Here is an 18,591-nt window from a genome sequence, read left to right on the forward strand (position 1 = left end):
GTGACAATTCGGACGCGGGGTGGAGCAGCTCGGTAGCTCGTCGGGCTCATAACCCGAAGGTCGTCGGTTCAAATCCGGCCCCCGCAACCAACTTTCTGTACGTTCCCTTCCTGCATTGCCAATCATTGAACAATCCTTCTTGATGCTCGTCACCATCTGGTGATTGCTGCTATTTCTGACGCTTTTTCAAGACCAAAACTGGTCGTATCAACCATTTGTTGGGTATCATCAGGTATCTCTTCATGGATGAGGCACGCGCCTGTGATCACTCCCTTCACCTATCTTCCTCCTGCTATTGAAAGCTGGGATGCCACGCTGGCCGAAGCCCTTGCCCAAGGGCTGCCGTTGCAACTGCTGCTGATCGCCGAAGAGCAGAAGGAGTCCTTGCTTTCGCTGCCCGCTCTTGCGGGTCTCCAGACCCAGCTTGCGCTGGGGAAAAAAGCGCCCTTTACCCTGATGCATGGCAATACCCTGTTGCAGGTGATGTTTGTGGCCGGCAGTGTGACGCGGGATCACCGCCTCTATAAACAGATCAGAGGCTGGATTGCTCCTCTTTCTGGGCTCAATGTGGATCGGCTCGGGCTGCATCTGGAAGGTTTTTCCCCCTCCGAGCGAGTGATGCTGGCCGAAGTGATGTTGTCAGCCCTGCTTGCCGCCAATATTTCGTTGCCCACCAGCAAGCGCCGCAGTGAAAGCAGCTGGAGCTATCAGCAGATCAAGGTTTCACCCGCGGTGGTGCTGGACTTGGCGCGCCTCTACAGCGAAGCGGGGGGCAACGGGCTGGCTCGCCATCTGGCGGTGTTGCCAGCCTCCGAGCTGACGGCCGCCAGCTATCGCGAGTTTGTCAGCAAGCTGGCGCAAGATGAGGGGTGGCAGTGCCATCACTATGATCAGGCGCAGCTGGCCGAGTTGGGGGCAGGGGCGTTTCTGGCCGTTGCTCGTGGTTCGGAAGACAATCAGGGGGCCATGGTCAAGCTCAGCTACTATCCACCCAAGCCGGTGCGCCGCATTGCACTGGTGGGCAAGGGGATCTGCCACGACTCTGGCGGTTACAACCTCAAGGTTTCCGGCAGCATGTATGGCATGCATCTGGACATGGGGGGGAGTGCAGTGGCGCTCGGCACCCTCTACGCTATCAGCCGAGCTCAGCTACCCTACGAGGTACACTGCTGGCTGGCCATTGCCGAGAACCATATCGGCCCTCACGCCTATCGTCCTGGCGAGGTGGTGACTGCCATCAATGGCACCTCCATCGAGGTGGTCGATACCGACGCCGAAGGGCGAATGGTATTGGCCGACACCCTGGCGATGGCGGTGCAGGATACCCCGGATCTGCTGCTCGATTACGCGACCCTGACCGGGGCCTGCAAACGGGCGCTGGGTAGCCGCTACAGCGGCGTCTTTACCAATCGCAGCGAATGGATGGCATCACTGGTCAATCTGGGTCAGCGCAGCGGCGAGCGGATCTGGCCCTTTCCGCTTGATGACGATTACGACGACAACATCGAAAGCGAGTGGGCCGATCTGTTGCAATGTGCGCCTGGCAGTTCGCCGGATCACATCGATGCGGCCCGTTTCCTCGCCCACTTCGTGCCCGAGCAGACCCCCTGGCTGCACTTCGACCTTAGCGGTTTTCGCAACAAGGGGGGCAATGGGGTGGTCTCCAGCGAAGTGACCGGCTTTGGCGTGCGTCTCACGCTGGATCTGCTGGCCAGCCCGCTTGGCAGAGTTGGTCGCCAAGCCTCTGAACAATCTGAATGATAACAAGGAGTTATGTGAAACAACCAAGCTATGACTGGGTGCTGTTCGATTTGGATGAAACCCTGCTCGATTTTCCGGTCGCCTCTGCGCTGACGCACACCCTGCAGATCTATGGTGTACAGGCTGATGACGCCAGCATGGCGCAGTACCACGCCCTCAACCACGGGCTCTGGCAGCAGTACAACGACGGCGAGATCGATGCAACGGCGTTGCAGCAGACCCGCTTCTCCCTCTTTGCCCAGCAGGTTGCCGCCGATCCCATGGCGATGAACAACACCTTTCTGGAGCAAATCATTGCCCTTAGCATGCCTCTCGAAGGGGTGGTCGAGACCCTGCAGCAACTGCGCAGCAAGGTGCGGATGGGGATCATCACCAATGGTTTCAGTGTGCCTCAGCGGGGGCGGCTCGGCAAACTGGGCTGGAGCGAGTGGTTCGAGCCGCTGGTGATCTCCGACGAGATCCGGGTGACCAAGCCGGCGCCAGCCATTTTCCAGCACACTCTTTCCTTGATGGGACAGCCAGATCCGGCCCGGGTGCTGATGGTGGGGGATAATCCGAAAACCGATATTGCCGGGGCGGCGGCGCAGGGGCTGGCAACCTGCTGGTACAACCCGGCGCGGCAAGCGGGCGAGTGCGATGCCACACACGAAATCCACCACTTCGCCCACCTTGCCGACATTGTGCTGGGACGCTGATAGCCAAGTTTAACCATCACGTTATCGGTGACCAAAACGTCCTGGTAAGTTGCAACCAGGGTTGTTTGAGACAGGATTGGGTTTGCTTGAGACAGTAAGGGGAGCTGATGCTCCCCTTACTTATGAGTGTTTTCCTGTGAATGCAGGGATCTGAACTGGTAGCGATCGAGGATCTGCTGATAGTCGGGACTCTGTTTCAATTGATCGATAGCCTGATTGATCCGCTGCAGTTGCGCCTCAGTAGTGCTCTCTTTGCTCAGCATCAGGTGAACCGGCGTGACTTCGATACGCAGCAGGGTATGCAGCTGATCCTGCGCTTCATCTTCACCCTGCCACCCCTGCAGTCCGTGGGGATCCAGAATAAACCCCTGGATCCGCCCCCCTTGCAACATCTTCAGTAACTGGTCCAGCCGCAGACGCATCTGCAAGCGAGGCTGCAGCTCGGGCCTTGCCATCAACTGGCGGAAGGTATTGCCGTAATCAAAGCCCTTGAGCACCCCGATATGGAAGTCGGGGGTGTTGATCAACTGCTCCAGGGTGGTGATCCCGCGCCAGCGTTCGGCATCTTGCCGACGGATGATGATGGCCGTCTCCTCTTCCCGATAGGGGTGGCTGAAGCGGGCATATTGCTGCCGCTCGGCGGTGATATTGGCTGACATGGTCAGCTGAACCGTGCCGAATTTCAGTTCGTGCAGCACGCGAGCCCAGGGCATTTCACTGAATTTGGCCTGATAACCGGCCCGCAGGAAGATGGCGTTGAGCAGCTCCACATCCAGTCCGCGGAGCTGTTGCTGTTCATTGCGATAACTGAAGGGCTGCCAGTCGACCCAGCCCACGACCAATGACTCTTGTGCCGTAGCCTGGCAACACAAACACCATAACAACAAGAGTCTGTACACAACGCATACCCTCGAACAGGCTGATACGGTGAGTATTGGACAGGAACGACGGAGTAACCAGTGCTGAGGGTTGAGCGGATGCACAGATGTGCATCCCTCACAGTTCGTGGGCGTGGAATCCCTTGCGATAGCGGGTTTCACAGCGCGGGCAGCGTTGCAGGGTCGGATCCTGTTCCAGCTGTTCGATGGAAAGCGGCTCTTCACAATCGGAGCAGAGGCCATAGAGGCCAAGATCCATCTGGCAGAGTGCTGCATCGATCCGCTTGAGGCGGGCCACGCTCTGCTCAACCTTCGGTAGATCCAGCCGGCTGGTCAGTTCCACCAGTTGATCCTGCTCGCAGTGACCGACCTGTTCGGCCCACTCGTCACGGCGGCAGGCTTTGAGCTGACCGATCAGCGTTTCTCTTACTTGGGCCCAGTCTGACAGCAGGCGATTACGCCAGACAGTCAACTGTGCTTGCGTCATTTCACACACATTATCCCCCACAGGACAGACGACAGATTCGGGGCAGTATAGGGATCCGATAACTCTATCAAGATGATATGCGTCAAGTTAAACGTGGTTAGCTGTGGCTTTTGGCTGCTTGCAGCAGGGCATCGCGGATCGGATCCGTCTCTTTGAGCACCCGGATCTCCTGAAACAGCAGGTCCGCTTCGGGATATTCCCGCTTGAGATAGCTGAACCACTGTTTGATACGGCTGGGGTAGTAGTCGGCTTTTTCGCTGGCCAGATCCTGCTCGGTATAGCTCACCATCAACTGCAGTACCTCGGCCCAGCTCATGTGCGGGCAGCCGGTTTTCATCACGTTGGCCAGATTGGGCAGGGAGATGGCGCCGCGCCCGACCATCAGGGCATCGCAACCCGAGACCCTGGCGCAGGCGAGGGCATCTTTATGATCCCAAATCTCGCCGTTGGCGGTGACGGGGATGGGCAGGGCGCGGCGAATGGCGTCCACATACTCCCAGTGGGCGGGGGCCTTGTACCCTTCGCGCTTGGTGCGCGCATGAACGGCCAGCTCGTTGGCGCCCCCCTGGAAGACCGCCTGGGCGTTCTCCAGATAGAGATCCTTGTCGTCGTAACCGAGGCGAATTTTGGCGCTCACCGGCAGATGGGCGGGCACTGCGTCACGTACCGCCTTGACGATGCGGTAGATGGTCTCGGGCTCTTTGAGCAGCACCGCACCGCCCTTGCTCTTGTTGACCGTAGGGGCGGGACAGCCGAAGTTGAGATCGACGCCGGGGGAGCCCAGCTCGATGGCGCGCACGGCGTTCTCGGCCAGCCACTCAGGGTGTTGCCCCAGCAGTTGCACCCGCACCGGGGTGCCTGCGCGGGTTTTGCCATCTTGCAGCAGTTCAGGGCAAAGGCGGTAGAACACCTTGGCGGGCAGCAGCTGATCGACGACCCGGATAAACTCGCTCACGCAGAGATCGTAATCATTGACGGAGGTGAGTACCTCCCGCATCAGGTGATCCAGTACCCCCTGCATGGGGGCCAAAATAACGCGCATAACGGCTTTCCGACGAGAGTGGCAAGAAAAAAGAGCGCAGATTGTAGTGGGGTTGCGGCCTGCTGTCAGCACCCGCTCAAACTCTGTTAGGCTAGAGGGAGATAAATCACGCAAGGAGAAGGAATGAAGCGTTGGTGTCTGATGGCGCTCGGGTGGCTGGCATTTGCCACCGGTATTGTGGGCATTGTGCTGCCCCTGTTGCCGACTACCCCCTTCATGTTGCTGGCCGCCGCCCTGTTTGCCCGCTCATCGCCCCGTTTTCATCGCTGGCTGCTGGCCCATCCCTGGTTTGGCCCGCCCATCGTGGATTGGCAACAGTATCGCGGCATTCGTCGTCAGGCCAGACGGCGCGCCATTATCTTCATTTTGCTCACCTTTTCGGTGTCGCTGGCGGTGGTGCCACTGCTGTGGGTCAAGGGGTTGCTGGTTATCATAATGGTGATCCTGCTCACCTGGTTAATGCGCCTGCCGGTGCTGGAGCCAGTTGCAATGGTGAAGTGAAGTCCCTAAGCTATTGCAGCAATAATGCTATGGAGTCGGCCTGTCATTTTTGCGTGACAGGCTTTTTTATTTCCCGCAGAAGGGAATTGAGAAAAAATGGCCACCCCTGGGTCAAAAAAATAAGCGGTCAACACATGAATCCGGAAACCCTGAAATTTATCGAAGCAAGCATCAAGACCATTCCCGACTATCCGAAGCCGGGCATTCTGTTTCGTGACATTACCAGCCTGATCGAGAACGCCGAGGCCTTCAAGGCCACCATCGATCTGCTGGCCAATCATTATCGTGATCAAGGGATCACCAAGATTGTTGGCACCGAAGCTCGCGGCTTCATCTTTGGCGCGCCGGTTGCCTATGCCATGGGACTGGGCTTCGTGCCGGTCCGCAAGCCGGGCAAGCTGCCGCGCGCAGTGATCGAGGAGTCCTATGCCCTCGAGTACGGCACCGATACCCTGCAACTGCACACCGATGCCATCGTACCCGGTGACAAGGTGCTGGTCGTGGACGATTTGCTGGCGACCGGCGGTACCGTTGATGCGACCGTCAAGCTGATCCGCCGTGCCGGTGGTGAAGTTGCCGATGCGGCCTTCATCATCTCCCTGCCGTCTCTGGGTGGCGATGCCCGCCTGACTGCTGCTGGCATCAAGGTAGTCTCACTGGTCGAGCTGGCCGGCGAGTAATGCCTCTTCGGCCCGATCCTCTGCATCGGGCCTGCATTGAACCGGTGCCCGTACGGGCATCGGTTTGAAAATCAAGCGATCCCTCCCGCTCTCACCGATAGCCGATACAGCCAGCCCGCCATTTGTGTTAGCATCCGGCCTCAATGCCCTGTCTTCCCTGCATGATGGATTTATGAGCTATCAGGTTCTGGCGCGTAAATGGCGCCCCCATACGTTTGAACAAGTGGTAGGCCAGCAACATGTGCTGACCGCCTTGACCAACGCCCTGGATCAGGGACGGCTGCATCACGCCTATCTGCTGAGCGGTACCCGCGGGGTCGGCAAGACCACCATCGCCCGTATTCTGGCCAAGAGCCTCAACTGCGAGCAGGGGATCAGTAGCCACCCGTGTGGTGTCTGCGATACCTGCCGCGAGATCGATCAGGGCAACTTTGTCGACCTGCTGGAGATTGACGCGGCGTCGCGAACCAAGGTGGAAGATACCCGCGAGCTGCTCGACAACGTGCAGTACCGCCCGGCCCGTGGCCGCTTCAAGGTCTACCTCATCGATGAAGTGCACATGTTGTCGCGCCACAGCTTCAACGCGCTGCTGAAAACCCTGGAAGAGCCCCCCCCCTATGTGAAGTTTCTGCTGGCCACCACGGATCCGCAGAAGCTGCCCATTACCATTCTCTCGCGCTGCCTGCAGTTTCATCTGAAGAGTCTGGATCAGACCCAGATCGCCAAGCAGCTCGAATGGGTGCTGGATCAGGAGGGGCAGCCCTTCGAGCCGCGCGCCCTGCTGGCCCTGGCCAAAGCCGCTGACGGCAGTATGCGCGATGCCCTGAGCCTCACCGATCAGGCGCTGGCCCACGGCAATGGTAGCGTGCGCCTCGACAGCGTGCTGGCGATGCTGGGCACGCTCGATCACCGCCATCTGCACCAGCTGTTGGAAGCCATTTTGCGGCAAGATGCCCCCGCGACTATGGCCAAGATCACCGAGATCGCCACTCTGGGCCCCGATTTTGATCAGCTCCACGCCGAGCTGGAAGGCTTGCTCCATCGCATCGCCATGGCGCAGCTGCTGCCTGCCAGTGTGCAGGAGCAGGGGGCGGATGCCGATTCCCTGCTGCAACTGGCCAAGGCGATGAGCCCGGAAGAGGTGCAGCTCTGCTACCAGATCGTGCTGGGTGGCCGTAAAGATCTGCCCTGGGCCCCCGATGGCCGCACTGCGCTGGAGATGACCTGCCTGCGGATGCTTGCCTTTTCGCCACGGCGCGATGCCCTGCATCCGGCCAGCCTCACTGCGCTGCCCCCGTCAATGACGAGCAATACCACTCCGGTAGCCTCCTTGCCGGGAAAGCCCCCGGCCGCTGAATCGGCCACACTGGCACCGATCAGCGGCGCCGTGCCCGCGGTTGATGTCTCCCTGCCTGCGATGACGGATGACATCGGCAACCCCGCCGATAGTCAGGAGGAGGCGCAAGCCGCCGAGCTGTTCAGCCAGCAGGATGAGCTGCTGCGCGAAGCTGCGGGCATGGGGTATCAACCCGAGCCCGCGTTACCACATGCGCAGCCCGATGTGTCTGCGCACTCGGCTGCACAGCCCGCAGATGCTGATGAGCGAGCGTCTGCCGCAGCCGATACCGACTATTCCCGTGGCGAGCCGCTGACCGCCCCCTTCGAGCCCGCGCTCGAAGCGACAGCAACGCCTGTTGCCGCTGCTGAACCGGTATCAGCGGTATCGAGCATGCAAAGCCTGCTTGGCAAGCGAAACATGTTGCGCAGCCGCCAGCGTGGTCAGGATGCCCCGGCAGCGCCCGCACCGCGCGCAGTGCCGGTTGCGCCAGCTCGCCCTGTCGCGCCCGCCGCTGCACCGGTCGTCACCCAACAGCCAGCTCCGGTCAGCCAACCGGCCGGGCAGGGGATGGCGACGATGGGTCACTATGATGATCTGCCGCCAGTGGATCTCTATAACGACAGTTACGAGCCGCAGGGTGATAACGACGATTACGAAGAGTACCTCAATCAGGGCTTTGCCGGGCAGACTCAGGTGATGAGCCACGCTCCCGTCACGGCACCGGCCCAGCCAACCGATCTGCCACCCTGGGATCTCGACGGACAGCCGAGCTATCGACCCGGCGAGCGCAGCGCTGCGGCGCCTGCGGTGACGCCCGCCCCAGCGACCCAGCCGCCCGTTGCCAGCACGGCAGTGGCTGCTGCCCTTGTGACGCAGGATGAGCCCGCTCAGCCGGTGATGGAGACCATCGACTGGGATGAGCTCGAGAGCGACAGCGAGCCGCAAGAGGGAGAGGCGACCCGCCTTATCCCCTCCTCGCTGCTCAATGGTTGCGGTGACCCTTGGGCCGAGTTGATTGCCCACACTCAGGTGGGAGGCCGGCTGCGCCAGTTGGCCATCAACTCGGTGATGACGCGGGAAGGGGACAAGGTACTGCTAACCCTCAAGCCCGAGCAGCGCCATCTGGTGAGCGACAAGGCGCGCGCCGATCTGGCCGAGATCATCGGGCCAGCGCTGGGGCAACCGGTGCAGGTCGAGGTGACGCTTGGTGTGGTGCCTGACAAGGAGACTCCCCTCGAGATCGAACATCGCCTTTATCTAGGGGTGCGCGAGCAGGTGACCCGGGATCTGGAGCAGGATCCCAACGTACAGTTTTTAGTTCAGCGGTTTGGTGCCGTGCTTCATCACGAGAGCATCGAGCCCCTCAACCGCTAAATTTCGTGGCCGGGAGCTTGCTTCCGGTTGAAAAGCAGTTTGGCTGTCCCCATCTAGGACAGACAAGCCCACAGCCCGGCGCTGGATGCCGGATTTCAAGACGAGAGACGACATATGTTTGGTAAAGGTGGAATGGGGAACCTGATGAAACAGGCCCAACAGATGCAAGAGCGTATGCAGAAGGCGCAGGAGCAGCTGGCTCAGATGGAAGTGACCGGTGAAGCCGGTGCTGGCATGGTCAAGGTCACCATGACCGGTAGCCACAGCGTCCGTCGCATCGAGATCGACCCCTCCCTGATGGAAGATGACAAGGAGCTGCTGGAAGATCTGGTCGCCGCCGCTTGCAACGATGCCGTGCGTCGTGTGGAAGAGCAGAACAAGGCCAAGATGGGCGAACTGACCGGTGGCATGCAACTGCCGCCAGGCTTCAAGATGCCGTTTTAAGGCATAAAGCTATTTGGAATCAATGTTTTATGCTTTAATCTGTTGCTCGTGGGTCATATATGGGTCAACAACGCCCAGTTTCTCAGCCAGTTCATTCCTGTAATTAGGATTGTCATTGCTAACCCACTGAGCATAAATGGTGCGGATCATCCCCCAATCTTTATGGCCAAGTTGCTTGGCAAGATAGGCTGGATGAGCACCCGCCATCAGAAGCATTGAGGCATAGCTATGGCGCAGCTGATACGGTTCTCTATGTGTCAGCTGCGCTTTTCTTAGTAGACGTGCCAATAACCCGGAGCCGTAAACAGTTCGGGTCTGATGTATGGCATATTTTCCCTCCCCAAAAATACCTTTCACCTCATCGTTTCTCACCTCTTGTTATGACGTAGATGGATGGTTTCCAAGCGTGGCGGAAGCATGAAGTTTAGTTTGCGCTGTCGTCTTAATATGTTCCTGGCTGCCGGAAGTAGCTCGATCGCCTTGTTACCTACAATGGTTTTGGGTCGTTTGAGTTGACCACGCCGGTCGATGTTGTAGCGAACTTGAAGCAGCCCCATTTTCATGTCGATGTCCTCCCAAGCGACCCACCTTCATTTCATCCGGTCTCATGCTTGTCCAGAACAAAAACTTAATCATCAGAAGATGCTTTTCAACGTCGTATTCAAGAGTCGTGATAGTTCTTTATTGGAGAATTGTTTGTGGTGGTTAACTAAATTCCCCCAACGTTGTAGCAAGCACAGTGATCAAGATCGGTCAGGCCGGAATTTTGCTGTGCGGGGATAGGCTATGGTAAAAGCCGGCATGAAGCCGGCTTGGAAGGATGAACTTGATCTGTTAGTGGGAGGTGGCGCCAGAGGCACCCAGCCCGGTCTGGGAGCGAACGAACTGCGGCAGGAACTTGGCGTGTTCGTCGGCGGCGTTCTGGGAGCTGTCGGTGATGGAGAAGAACCAGATCCCGACGAAGGCCAGCCCCATGGAGAATAGGGCAGGGTATTCGTAGGGGAAGATAGCCTGGGCATGGCCCAGCACTTTCACCCACACGGTCGGGCCCAGGATCATCAGGGTCACTGCGCTCACCAGCCCCAGCCAGCCACCGTAGACTGCGCCACGGGTGGTCAGGCGTGACCAGAACATGGAGAGGAACAGCACCGGGAAGTTGCAGCTGGCGGCGATGGAGAAGGCCAGACCCACCATGAAGGCGATGTTCTGCTTCTCGAACAGGATCCCCAGACCAATGGCAACCACGCCCAGCACCAGAGTCGTCATCTTGGAGACGCGCAGTTCATCGGTCTCGTTGGCCTTGCCCTTCTTCAACACGCTGGCATAGAGGTCATGGGAGACCGCAGAGGCACCGGCCAGGGTCAATCCGGCAACTACCGCCAGAATGGTGGCAAATGCCACGGCGGAGATGAAGCCGAGGAACAGGCTGCCACCGACCGCATTGGCCAGATGGACTGCCGCCATGTTGGTGCCGCCCAGCAGGGCGCCGGTGGCGTCCTTGAAGGCCGGGTTGGTGCTCACCAGCAAGATGGCGCCAAAGCCGATGATGAAGGTGAGGATGTAGAAGTAGCCGATAAAGCCGGTGGCGTAGAACACCGATTTACGCGCCTCTTTGGCATCGCTCACGGTGAAGAAACGCATCAGGATATGGGGGAGACCGGCGGTACCGAACATCAATGCCAGACCGAGCGAGATGGCGGAGATTGGGTCAGCAACCAGGCCACCCGGGCTCATGATGGCGATCCCTTTCTCGTGCACCTTGACCGCTTCGCTAAACAGGGCACCGATATCGAAGTTGACCGATTTCATGACCATGATGGCCATGAAGGACGCACCAGAGAGCAGCATCACTGCCTTGATGATCTGCACCCAAGTGGTGGCCAGCATGCCGCCAAACAGCACGTAGAGCACCATCAGGATACCGACCAGCACCACGGCCACATGGTATTGCAGGCCAAACAGCAGCTCGATCAGCTTGCCGGCACCGACCATCTGGGCGATCAGGTAGAGGGCGACCACCACCAGCGAACCACAGGCGGAGAGGGTACGCACCTCAGTTTGCTTGAGACGGTAGGAGGCGACATCGGCAAAGGTATATTTGCCAAGGTTGCGCAGCCGCTCGGCGATCAGGAACAGAATGATGGGCCAGCCCACCAGAAAACCGATGGAGTAGATGAGGCCATCGTAGCCGGAGGTGTAGACCAGCGCGGAGATCCCGAGGAAGGAGGCGGCGGACATATAGTCACCGGCGATGGCCAGACCGTTCTGGAAGCCTGTGATACGGCCACCGGCCGCATAGTAGTCGGAAGCCGAGCGGTTGCGCTTGGAGGCCCAGTAGGTGATGAACAAGGTGGCGGCCACAAAGACCACGAACATCACGATAGCCGACACATTGAGGGGTTGGCGTTGTACCTCGCCGGTCAGCGCATCCGCTGCCAGCAGGGGGGAGGAGGCCAGTGAGGCCAACAGCAGCCACTTGCCTTTCATGCTTTTTGCGCTCATGACTGCACTCCCTTGAGGATTTTCTGATTCAGCTCGTCAAACTCGCCGTTGGCCCGAAACACATAGATGCCGGTCAACACGAAGGAGGAGAGGATCAGTCCCACCCCGACCGGAATGCCACGGGTGACGGTGGTGCTGTCGCTGAGCGGGGTGCCCAGCCAACCGGGGGCAAAGGCGATGAGCAGAATAAACGCCAGGTAGAGTCCCAGCATCAGAGCCGAGAGGACCCAGGCAAAACGCTGGCGCTTGGCGACCAGCTCCTGGAAGTTGGGATCTTGCTGGATCCTCAGATAGCTTTGCTGTTCCATTGCAGTTCTCCATGACATGAGTGTCAGCGGTGGATGGGGTAACCCCGACGAGCAGGCAATCTGCTCATGTAAGCAAAATGTGAATTAAATGTTATTTCTCGACAATTAGACTTTGGGATAAGTGAGCGGTGAGCCGCAGGTCAGGCGCAGATAGATGAGCGCAGCCGTGGTGGCATCGGCAAGGGCGTCGTGGGCGGGCAGGGATGGGAGTTCAAGGTGGCTGCAGATGGCACTCAAATGGAGGTCAATAGCCGCATCGGGATAGCGGCGATAGAGGTGGTCGTGATAGAGCTGGCTCACCTCGATCCCTCGCTGGGGCAGGGTCAATCCCCACAATTTCTGGCAGGCAAGATTGAGAATGCGCAGGTCGTAGGCGATGTGATAGCCCACCAGTTCGCGCGGGCCGATATAGTCGAGCAGCAGGCGCAGCGCGGCTTCCAGCTCCATTCCCTGTTGCAGATCCTGATGGCGCAGACCGTGGATCACCACAGATTGGCTGGTCAGGCTGGCCGGTGGCTGTACTTTGATGGCGAGGGCCTCGCCGGTCAGCAGCCGGTTGCCCTGAATGCGCACCGCCCCGATGGAGACGATCTCGGCCTGCTCGGGATCGAGACTGGTGGTCTCGAAATCGAGGGCGACCCGTTCATCTTCGGGTGGGGTGGCAAAGAGCGGCGCGAACTCGCCCGTTCGGAACGCGCGGCCATACCAGTAGCGTCGAGCGCGGCTCAACATGGCTATTGTCTCAGACGAAAGTGCAAGGTGAGCCACTGCTGGAACTTCTTCACTTGATGCAGCGCCTGGCGCAGCAGATCACGTTCGCTGTGGCTGAGCTCGCTTGTCTGCACCCGACTATTGCCCCCCTTGAGCTGGCTGCGCAGCCTAAGCCGGATAAAGAGCCGGAACGCCTCCGCCAGATTGCTGCCATAGTCGGCGCTGAGCCGCTCGGCGGCCACCAGCGCATCGATACGCCCAAGGGTTGAAGTCTCCAGAATGCCTGCCTCAAGGGCCAGCATCCGGAGGCCGTGTACCAGCGGGAACAGGCCGCCCCGCTTCAGATCCAGCCCTTCCGGTGGCTGCTCCAGCCGGCCAAACAGGGTGAGGGGGGCATGAAAGGCCACTGCCGGTAGCACCATCTCCGCCAGCAGATCCCGTCTGTCCGCCAACTGCTCGCGCAGCGCTCTGGCAACCGGCAGATGCAGTTGGCGATCCCCCGCAATGGGGTGAGCATCGGCCAGGGTGGCGAGCCAGAGCAGCTCATCCTCTTTTGCCGTGGTGCAGGCGCAGGCAATGGCGCTTTGCCACTCGCTGCCTGTTTTCACCCAGGCCGGATTGTTCACCATCACCTGCCCGGGGCACAGCGGGTAGCCGAGTCGCTCCAGCAGACCGCTGAATTCGGCCAGATCGGCTGTCTGGGTGGGCCATGTCAGCCCCTCTGGCAGGATCAGGGCGTTGTCCTGATCGGTTTTTAGGATCTGCTCGCCGCGCCCCTCCGAGCCCAGCATCAGCAGGCAGACCTTATCCTGAACCTCGGGGGGGATCACCAGCGCAAAGGCTTTGGCGATCAGCTGTTCGTTGATGGTGGCGATCAGCTTCATCAAAAAGGCGGTGTGGATCCCCTGGGCAAACAGCGAGCGGGTCAATTGCTGCTGCTCGCGGGCCACCGCCTCCAGCGCCGGCAGGCTGTCGGCGCGGGCGATACGCAACGTCAGCACGTGGGAGTGAGTAGAGAAGAGCCCCAGCACCTGAGTCAGTTGCAAGATGCCCGCCACCTCGTTGCCACGCCACACCACCAGTCGCTTGATGCGATGGCGGGTCATCAGCAGCAAGGCATCAAACAGATAGCTCTCCAGCGGCAGACCAATCAAGGGCGTGGGAGTCAGCACAGAGAGGGGGGCCGTCAGCGGCAATCCCTTGAGGGTCAGGGCATGGAGCAAGGTCTTGCGGGTTGCCAGCGTGAGGGAGCCGTCGTGGGCCGGGTAGAGCAGGCAATCGGTCCCCTTGCTCACCATGGCTTCAGTGGCTGCCAGCAGTGACAGCTTGCTGTCGACGATAAGCGGTGCCTGCAGGTGGCCCGGTTCGATGCGGGTCAGGATAAATTCAGCCAGATTCTTCTGACCCAGTTGTTCGCGCTGCTCCTGCTGGCGCTGGCGCTCGGCCAGATTGGCGGTGAAGTAGCTGGCAAACTGCGGATCCTGCTCACAGAGCGCCAGAAAGGTGTGGCGAGGGATGAGTTGGCAGAGGCTATCTTCCAGCGCGGTGAAGCGGTGGCGGCAGCGGCCGTCAAACTGGGCGCGCACATCGAACAGATCATCGACCCCGTAATCACCAAACTGGTGGTGAGGTGCCGACTCTTCCACCGCCCCCTTGATGACGAGATAGAGGCCGGGAGGCTCGTCCCCCTTCTTGAGCAGAATATCGCCAGCGCGAAAATAGCAGAGCGAGAGGTGACGGGAGAGCCGCTCGCGCGCCTCCTCATCCAGTCTGTCGAACGGTGGTCTGGCAAAATTGAACAGGGTTGACATGACAGCGTCCTCTGCTGGCTTGCGGCACTCATGCAGCTCCCAGTGTGACAAAGGGAGGGGGAGGCGACCAGCCGACTTTAGTCTCAGCTGTACCGCCTGTTCACACTCTGATAACGTGGTGGTATGACCAGTGAGTCAGTTTCAGGGATCAAGGAGAGGACAAGGGAGATGGAAAAACCAAGGACCAAGTGCGAGATCCACGACGGGATTGCCGAAGTGATGTTGACGCGGGGGGACAAACTCAATGCGCTGGACCGCGCCATGTTCAGTGCTATCGACGAGACGCTGACACAGCTCGCCCGGCACAAGGGGCTGCGGGCGGTGATCCTGCACGGCGAGGGGCGGGCCTTCTGCGCCGGACTGGATGTGAAATCCATGCTCAAGCAGCCAGTGGCGGCGCTCGATATTCTCAAGCGCGAGGCGGATGAGGCCACCAATCTGGCCCAGCGGGTCGCCTATGGCTGGCACCAGCTGCCGGTGCCGGTGATTGCGGTGACTCAGGGGGTCTGTTTCGGCGGTGGTTTGCAGATCGCCCTCGGGGCCGATTTTCGGTTCACTACCCCCGATTGCCGCTTCTCGGTGATGGAGATCAAGTGGGGGATCATTCCCGATATGAGTGGCTGCGTCACCATGCGCAACCTGATGGGACTGGATACTGCCATGGAGCTGGCCATGAGCGGGCGCGAGCTCGATGCCATCGAGGCCAAAGCTCTTGGGATGGTGAGCCGAGTCTGCGCCGATCCGCTGGTGGAGGCGCGGGAGTTTGCCCGCACCCTGATCACCAAGTCGCCCGATGCCCTGGCGGGGATCAAGCAGCTCTACAGCCAGGCCTGGGCCCGCAGTGACGAGGCGATGCTCAAAGAGGAGACCCGCCTGCAAAAGCAGATCCTGGGGCGACCCAATCAGTGGCGGGCCACCCTTAACAGCCTGTTTCGCTGGCGGCTGCCCTTCGGGCCGCGCCGCAATCCGCTCTGACTGCGAGCTGCACGAGCGATCTACGGCATGCCCGACTACCTGGGTGGCTTGCAGTCGGCCCTGCTCAACCAAGATGCCACCCTGTTTCGGCGCAAGTACTTCCTCAACGGCGCCCATATGGGGTTCATCTTCTACGCCACCGACCCGAACATGGATGACGACACCGAGGAGGAGATGAAGGCGATGATTGCGAGCAGCAAGGGTGTAGGGAACTTCCGCTCCATGTTCGTCAACATCCCGGACGGCAAGCCCGATGGCATCAAGCTCATTCCGGTGGGGGATATCGCCACCAAAGACGAGTTCGCAGCCATCAAAGGGATCACCGCCCAGGATGTATTGACCTCTCACCGTTTCCCGGCGGCGCTGGCCGGTATCATTCCGACCAATGGCGGGGGAGGGCTAGGGGATCCCGAGAAGTACGATGCCACCTATGCCCGCAACGAAGTGCGCGAGCTTATGCAGGATGCCATCAACAGCGCGGGACTCCCGTCTCCCTGCGGGCCGATTTTCGGGAGAATATCGGTTCAACTGTGTAAACAAACAGTATTTGCTATGGCAAGATAGGCTGTTGATTTGGATAGAAAAGGGGGCGTAATGCGGGTTTATTGCAAAGTGTGTGGCCAGCGGGGCCGCATTACCAAGACCAATCGACTGAGTGATGATGTCTCGGATCTCTACTGCCAGTCCACCGATGCTGAGTGTGGCCACAGCTGGGTGGCCACCTTGTCGTTCGCCCACACCCTAAGCCCTTCGGCCAAGACCACCAACCAGCTGGTGCTGAGCTTGATGGGGTCACTGACGCCAGAAGGACGACAATTGGTGTTGCAAGGGCTGAGTGGATCGTAACAAGCTGGAGTTCAGAGCCGCAGATGTATGGAGTCCATCATTGAATATCTATCAACTGTCAGGTCTGACAGGGCAGGTGGCATAGGCGAGGCTACAGTTACACCAGAGCATCTGGAGTCTGTATGTGTTCATGGTTTCATATTTAAAGCCCCCTCTCCGAGGTAATGCAAGTCAGTTAAGATCATTTGAGTCCCAACCCGCGGGTATAAGGGCTAACGAGTGAGGGAGACATGATGCCTCCCTCTTTTTATTGCATGCCAGTCAGGGCAAGGGTTGGAGCCAAATTGACTCTTTAATCATGGAGTTACTTTTGATATTCAATATCTCGAATATTTAGTCATGAAAGCGCTTAACTGACTGGCATTACCCTCTCCGAGGTGGCTTTGTTTTGTCTGGCGTTCAGAGCCCCCCTTTGCATCTGAGATGTGTAATTGTGACCCAGCATCGTCTGCACTCTTTATGTGTCGATTTCTATTCGGGTGAAAGACTGCTGGCTGCCAGCCGACCACCCGCCAGCACTGGCCGTGCCCAAGATAGAGGAACCATTTTTCGATCCTTCACTTGTCGTAAGTTCCTTGGGGGTCGCAGGATAACTCCATTCTATACGGCCATAGTGGATTATCGTTCTCCATTCACCCCATGATGCTGAGTAGCATCAAGAATTTGCTCGACAGATAAACTTTGTACTCACCAAATGTGTCTGCGTTTGGTACCATGCTCACGTGAATCCAGCTTGTCAAAGAGAATCATAACCTATTCATGATTATCTTTTACTCAAATTCGGATAAAAGCAGTATGTCGGGTGTTGAAACTATGTACGGTAGCTATGTTATTTGGACATAAGTTAGGAATTGAAAAAACCTATAATAGGTGCGTATTTACAATCGGTGGCTGGAATTGTTTTTTCCATATCTCCTCCACATGCAGTTGGTCGGTTCATGCTTTTAATATTTAAATGTTGTTGAGTTAATAAAGTAGGGGTTTTGATATATGGATCCGTTAATTATAAAGTTCACAAAAGAACAACACGAGATAAGTGACACTAAATTCTACGAGTGCTGCGAATTAATATTGATAAATCTTGAGTGTAACCCGGTTAAGTTGTTGGGGTTTGAAAAATATTTCGACTTATGTGATGAAATTAATTCGACCCTGCGTGAAATAAAAAAAGAACCAGGTTTTTCTTCATTTTTTACATTTCAAGAATCTATTAATATATATGATTCTTACACTGGGATACTACCAAGAATATCAATGTATGAATACTTTTTGCAATTTGAGAGTGATAAGCTTAAATATCATGAAATGTGTTGCGATCATCATTTTATGTATGTGATTGTAGAGTTTAACAAGAATGCTGAAAGGCAAAGGATACTAGATCGCATTGTCAAGGAGTTAATTTGTGTTTATCAAGCATTCAAAATTCATAGTGCATTTTTCTGTTCAATAGATAATAGAGATTTTGCATCTTATCATTTACGTTGTAATTCAATTTCAGAGAGCTTTGCTGGAAACAAGATAGAAGTTAAAAAACTGGATGTAATTAATGTTAATGATGAGCATAAGGTTCAACCACCATCTTCTGAATTATCGATCGAAGACTTTGTTGATTATGTAAATGATTCAGTGGAAAAGATATTCTATGATAATCCACTTCATGCGGCCAAATTTATATTGCAAGATGAAAGAGAATACAAGTACTTAAGAGAGGAATATGTTCCACTGAAAGCTTACATTTTAATGAATGGTTATAGTGATGGTGTTGTCAAACTTGGCAAAGAAGTTGAGCCTTGGGATGCGATAATATCTCATGATGGTTTATGTGAAGTGATTGAAATAACCCAAGCATTACCCGATTTTGAACACCTTACTAGGAAAGAATTAGCATCTAAAATGTTCGGTGTCAAAGGGATGAGTTTACTGTCGCGAAGTAGGCAACAAGCCGCATTAGATTATTTCCCTAGATATATTATTAATGCCATTAATTATAAGCACCAAAAGAGATATGATGAGCCAAGAGTGTTGTTGGTTTGCATATTGTTTGAGTTTTTACAGGATGATAATGAGTTGCTTGATTCAGCGCTTAAGTATGTTAAGGAAAATACTAACATAGGAAATTTTAAATCAATTTACTTAGTTATAGATGGAAAAATATGTATTAAATTGCATTAATTAAATTATCAATATAGTGTGCAAATTTAGTTATTACAAGACACCGGTCTCAAACCGGTGTCTTG

17 protein-coding genes, 1 tRNA gene and 1 pseudogene are annotated in these 18,591 nt (G+C 57.0%); 11 read left to right on the forward strand and 8 right to left on the reverse strand.

Features of this window, described 5'->3' with window-relative positions:
* Positions 1-13: 13 nt before the first annotated feature.
* From AB5Z09_RS15305 to yjjG, 3 genes are all read left to right on the forward strand, one after another.
* Positions 14-90 (forward strand) — tRNA-Met (locus tag AB5Z09_RS15305).
* 171 nt (positions 91-261) lie between these two features.
* Positions 262-1,761, forward strand: coding sequence for a leucyl aminopeptidase family protein (locus AB5Z09_RS15310; protein ID WP_368195673.1), 1,500 nt, complete (start codon positions 262-264; stop codon positions 1,759-1,761).
* Between the two features lie 14 nt (positions 1,762-1,775).
* Positions 1,776-2,456, forward strand: a complete 681-nt coding sequence (gene yjjG, locus AB5Z09_RS15315; protein ID WP_005333455.1) for a pyrimidine 5'-nucleotidase — start codon at positions 1,776-1,778, stop codon at positions 2,454-2,456.
* A 116-nt stretch (positions 2,457-2,572) separates the two neighbouring features.
* On the opposite strand, the gene AB5Z09_RS15320 is transcribed toward yjjG, so the two are convergent.
* The 3 genes from AB5Z09_RS15320 to dusC form a co-directional block, all read right to left on the reverse strand.
* Positions 2,573-3,292 carry a transporter substrate-binding domain-containing protein gene (locus AB5Z09_RS15320; RefSeq protein ID WP_279462579.1) on the reverse strand — a complete coding sequence of 240 codons (720 nt, stop codon included), beginning with the start codon at positions 3,290-3,292 and terminating at the stop codon, positions 2,573-2,575.
* Between the two features lie 160 nt (positions 3,293-3,452).
* Positions 3,453-3,821, reverse strand: coding sequence for a hypothetical protein (locus AB5Z09_RS15325; RefSeq protein ID WP_005333451.1), 369 nt, complete (start codon positions 3,819-3,821; stop codon positions 3,453-3,455).
* A gap of 97 nt (positions 3,822-3,918) precedes the next feature.
* A complete protein-coding gene (gene dusC / locus AB5Z09_RS15330; RefSeq protein ID WP_139459317.1) occupies positions 3,919-4,863 on the reverse strand; it encodes a tRNA dihydrouridine(16) synthase DusC in 945 nt (314 codons plus the stop codon).
* A gap of 123 nt (positions 4,864-4,986) precedes the next feature.
* Between dusC and AB5Z09_RS15335 the strand changes: the two genes are divergently transcribed.
* The 4 genes from AB5Z09_RS15335 to AB5Z09_RS15350 all read left to right on the forward strand — a co-directional run bounded on the left by AB5Z09_RS15335 (position 4,987) and on the right by AB5Z09_RS15350 (position 9,201).
* Entirely contained in the window at positions 4,987-5,364 is a 378-nt protein-coding gene (locus AB5Z09_RS15335) for a YbaN family protein (RefSeq protein ID WP_120414374.1), read from the forward strand.
* A 134-nt stretch (positions 5,365-5,498) separates the two neighbouring features.
* Positions 5,499-6,044 carry an adenine phosphoribosyltransferase gene (gene apt / locus AB5Z09_RS15340; protein ID WP_236294887.1) on the forward strand — a complete coding sequence of 182 codons (546 nt, stop codon included), beginning with the start codon at positions 5,499-5,501 and terminating at the stop codon, positions 6,042-6,044.
* A gap of 172 nt (positions 6,045-6,216) precedes the next feature.
* Entirely contained in the window at positions 6,217-8,757 is a 2,541-nt protein-coding gene (gene dnaX / locus AB5Z09_RS15345; protein WP_368195652.1) for a DNA polymerase III subunit gamma/tau, read from the forward strand.
* Positions 8,758-8,871: 114 nt separating this feature from the next.
* Positions 8,872-9,201 (forward strand): YbaB/EbfC family nucleoid-associated protein, encoded by a 330-nt coding sequence (locus AB5Z09_RS15350; RefSeq protein ID WP_005333445.1) that lies wholly within the window; start codon positions 8,872-8,874, stop codon positions 9,199-9,201.
* Positions 9,202-9,228: 27 nt separating this feature from the next.
* Here AB5Z09_RS15350 and AB5Z09_RS15355 read toward each other — a convergent pair whose 3' ends face one another.
* The 5 genes from AB5Z09_RS15355 to AB5Z09_RS15375 form a co-directional block, all read right to left on the reverse strand.
* Complete coding sequence (locus AB5Z09_RS15355; RefSeq protein ID WP_368195653.1) at positions 9,229-9,558, reverse strand: tyrosine-type recombinase/integrase; 330 nt, start codon at positions 9,556-9,558, stop codon at positions 9,229-9,231.
* Positions 9,559-10,035: 477 nt separating this feature from the next.
* Complete coding sequence (locus tag AB5Z09_RS15360; protein ID WP_026035062.1) at positions 10,036-11,688, reverse strand: cation acetate symporter; 1,653 nt, start codon at positions 11,686-11,688, stop codon at positions 10,036-10,038.
* An 11-nt stretch (positions 11,689-11,699) separates the two neighbouring features.
* Entirely contained in the window at positions 11,700-12,011 is a 312-nt protein-coding gene (locus AB5Z09_RS15365) for a DUF485 domain-containing protein (protein WP_368195654.1), read from the reverse strand.
* Positions 12,012-12,116: 105 nt separating this feature from the next.
* Positions 12,117-12,743, reverse strand: coding sequence for a 3'-5' exonuclease (locus AB5Z09_RS15370; protein ID WP_368195655.1), 627 nt, complete (start codon positions 12,741-12,743; stop codon positions 12,117-12,119).
* Positions 12,744-12,745: 2 nt separating this feature from the next.
* Positions 12,746-14,533 carry a putative nucleotidyltransferase substrate binding domain-containing protein gene (locus AB5Z09_RS15375; protein ID WP_368195656.1) on the reverse strand — a complete coding sequence of 596 codons (1,788 nt, stop codon included), beginning with the start codon at positions 14,531-14,533 and terminating at the stop codon, positions 12,746-12,748.
* Between the two features lie 168 nt (positions 14,534-14,701).
* On the opposite strand from AB5Z09_RS15375, the gene AB5Z09_RS15380 reads away from it, so the two are divergent.
* The 4 genes and pseudogenes from AB5Z09_RS15380 (at position 14,702) to AB5Z09_RS15395 (ending at position 18,526) form a co-directional block, all read left to right on the forward strand.
* Positions 14,702-15,508 (forward strand): crotonase/enoyl-CoA hydratase family protein, encoded by an 807-nt coding sequence (locus AB5Z09_RS15380; RefSeq protein ID WP_368195657.1) that lies wholly within the window; start codon positions 14,702-14,704, stop codon positions 15,506-15,508.
* A gap of 18 nt (positions 15,509-15,526) precedes the next feature.
* Positions 15,527-16,044, forward strand: a pseudogene (locus AB5Z09_RS15385) (phage portal protein); the annotation flags it as partial.
* 58 nt (positions 16,045-16,102) lie between these two features.
* On the forward strand, positions 16,103-16,354 hold the full coding sequence (locus AB5Z09_RS15390) for an ogr/Delta-like zinc finger family protein (RefSeq protein ID WP_368195658.1): 252 nt from the start codon (positions 16,103-16,105) through the stop codon (positions 16,352-16,354).
* Between the two features lie 990 nt (positions 16,355-17,344).
* The gene (locus tag AB5Z09_RS15395) at positions 17,345-18,526 is read left to right on the forward strand and encodes a hypothetical protein (protein WP_368195659.1); all 1,182 of its coding nucleotides are present in this window, start codon (positions 17,345-17,347) and stop codon (positions 18,524-18,526) included.
* Positions 18,527-18,591 lie beyond the last annotated feature (65 nt).

Source organism: Aeromonas sp. R2-2 (assembly GCF_040908355.1).
Classification (GTDB): domain Bacteria; phylum Pseudomonadota; class Gammaproteobacteria; order Enterobacterales; family Aeromonadaceae; genus Aeromonas; species Aeromonas veronii.

Coding starts and splice junctions, on each gene's coding strand:
- AB5Z09_RS15325 (WP_005333451.1), bottom strand. CDS start 3,821: ATGACGCAAGCACAGTTGACTGTCTGGCGTAATCGCCTGCTGTCAGAC.
- dusC (WP_139459317.1), bottom strand. CDS start 4,863: ATGCGCGTTATTTTGGCCCCCATGCAGGGGGTACTGGATCACCTGATG.
- AB5Z09_RS15335 (WP_120414374.1), top strand. CDS start 4,987: ATGAAGCGTTGGTGTCTGATGGCGCTCGGGTGGCTGGCATTTGCCACC.
- apt (WP_236294887.1), top strand. CDS start 5,499: ATGAATCCGGAAACCCTGAAATTTATCGAAGCAAGCATCAAGACCATT.
- dnaX (WP_368195652.1), top strand. CDS start 6,217: ATGAGCTATCAGGTTCTGGCGCGTAAATGGCGCCCCCATACGTTTGAA.
- AB5Z09_RS15350 (WP_005333445.1), top strand. CDS start 8,872: ATGTTTGGTAAAGGTGGAATGGGGAACCTGATGAAACAGGCCCAACAG.
- AB5Z09_RS15360 (WP_026035062.1), bottom strand. CDS start 11,688: ATGAAAGGCAAGTGGCTGCTGTTGGCCTCACTGGCCTCCTCCCCCCTG.
- AB5Z09_RS15365 (WP_368195654.1), bottom strand. CDS start 12,011: ATGGAACAGCAAAGCTATCTGAGGATCCAGCAAGATCCCAACTTCCAG.
- AB5Z09_RS15370 (WP_368195655.1), bottom strand. CDS start 12,743: ATGTTGAGCCGCGCTCGACGCTACTGGTATGGCCGCGCGTTCCGAACG.
- AB5Z09_RS15375 (WP_368195656.1), bottom strand. CDS start 14,533: ATGTCAACCCTGTTCAATTTTGCCAGACCACCGTTCGACAGACTGGAT.
- AB5Z09_RS15380 (WP_368195657.1), top strand. CDS start 14,702: ATGGAAAAACCAAGGACCAAGTGCGAGATCCACGACGGGATTGCCGAA.
- AB5Z09_RS15390 (WP_368195658.1), top strand. CDS start 16,103: ATGCGGGTTTATTGCAAAGTGTGTGGCCAGCGGGGCCGCATTACCAAG.
- AB5Z09_RS15395 (WP_368195659.1), top strand. CDS start 17,345: ATGGATCCGTTAATTATAAAGTTCACAAAAGAACAACACGAGATAAGT.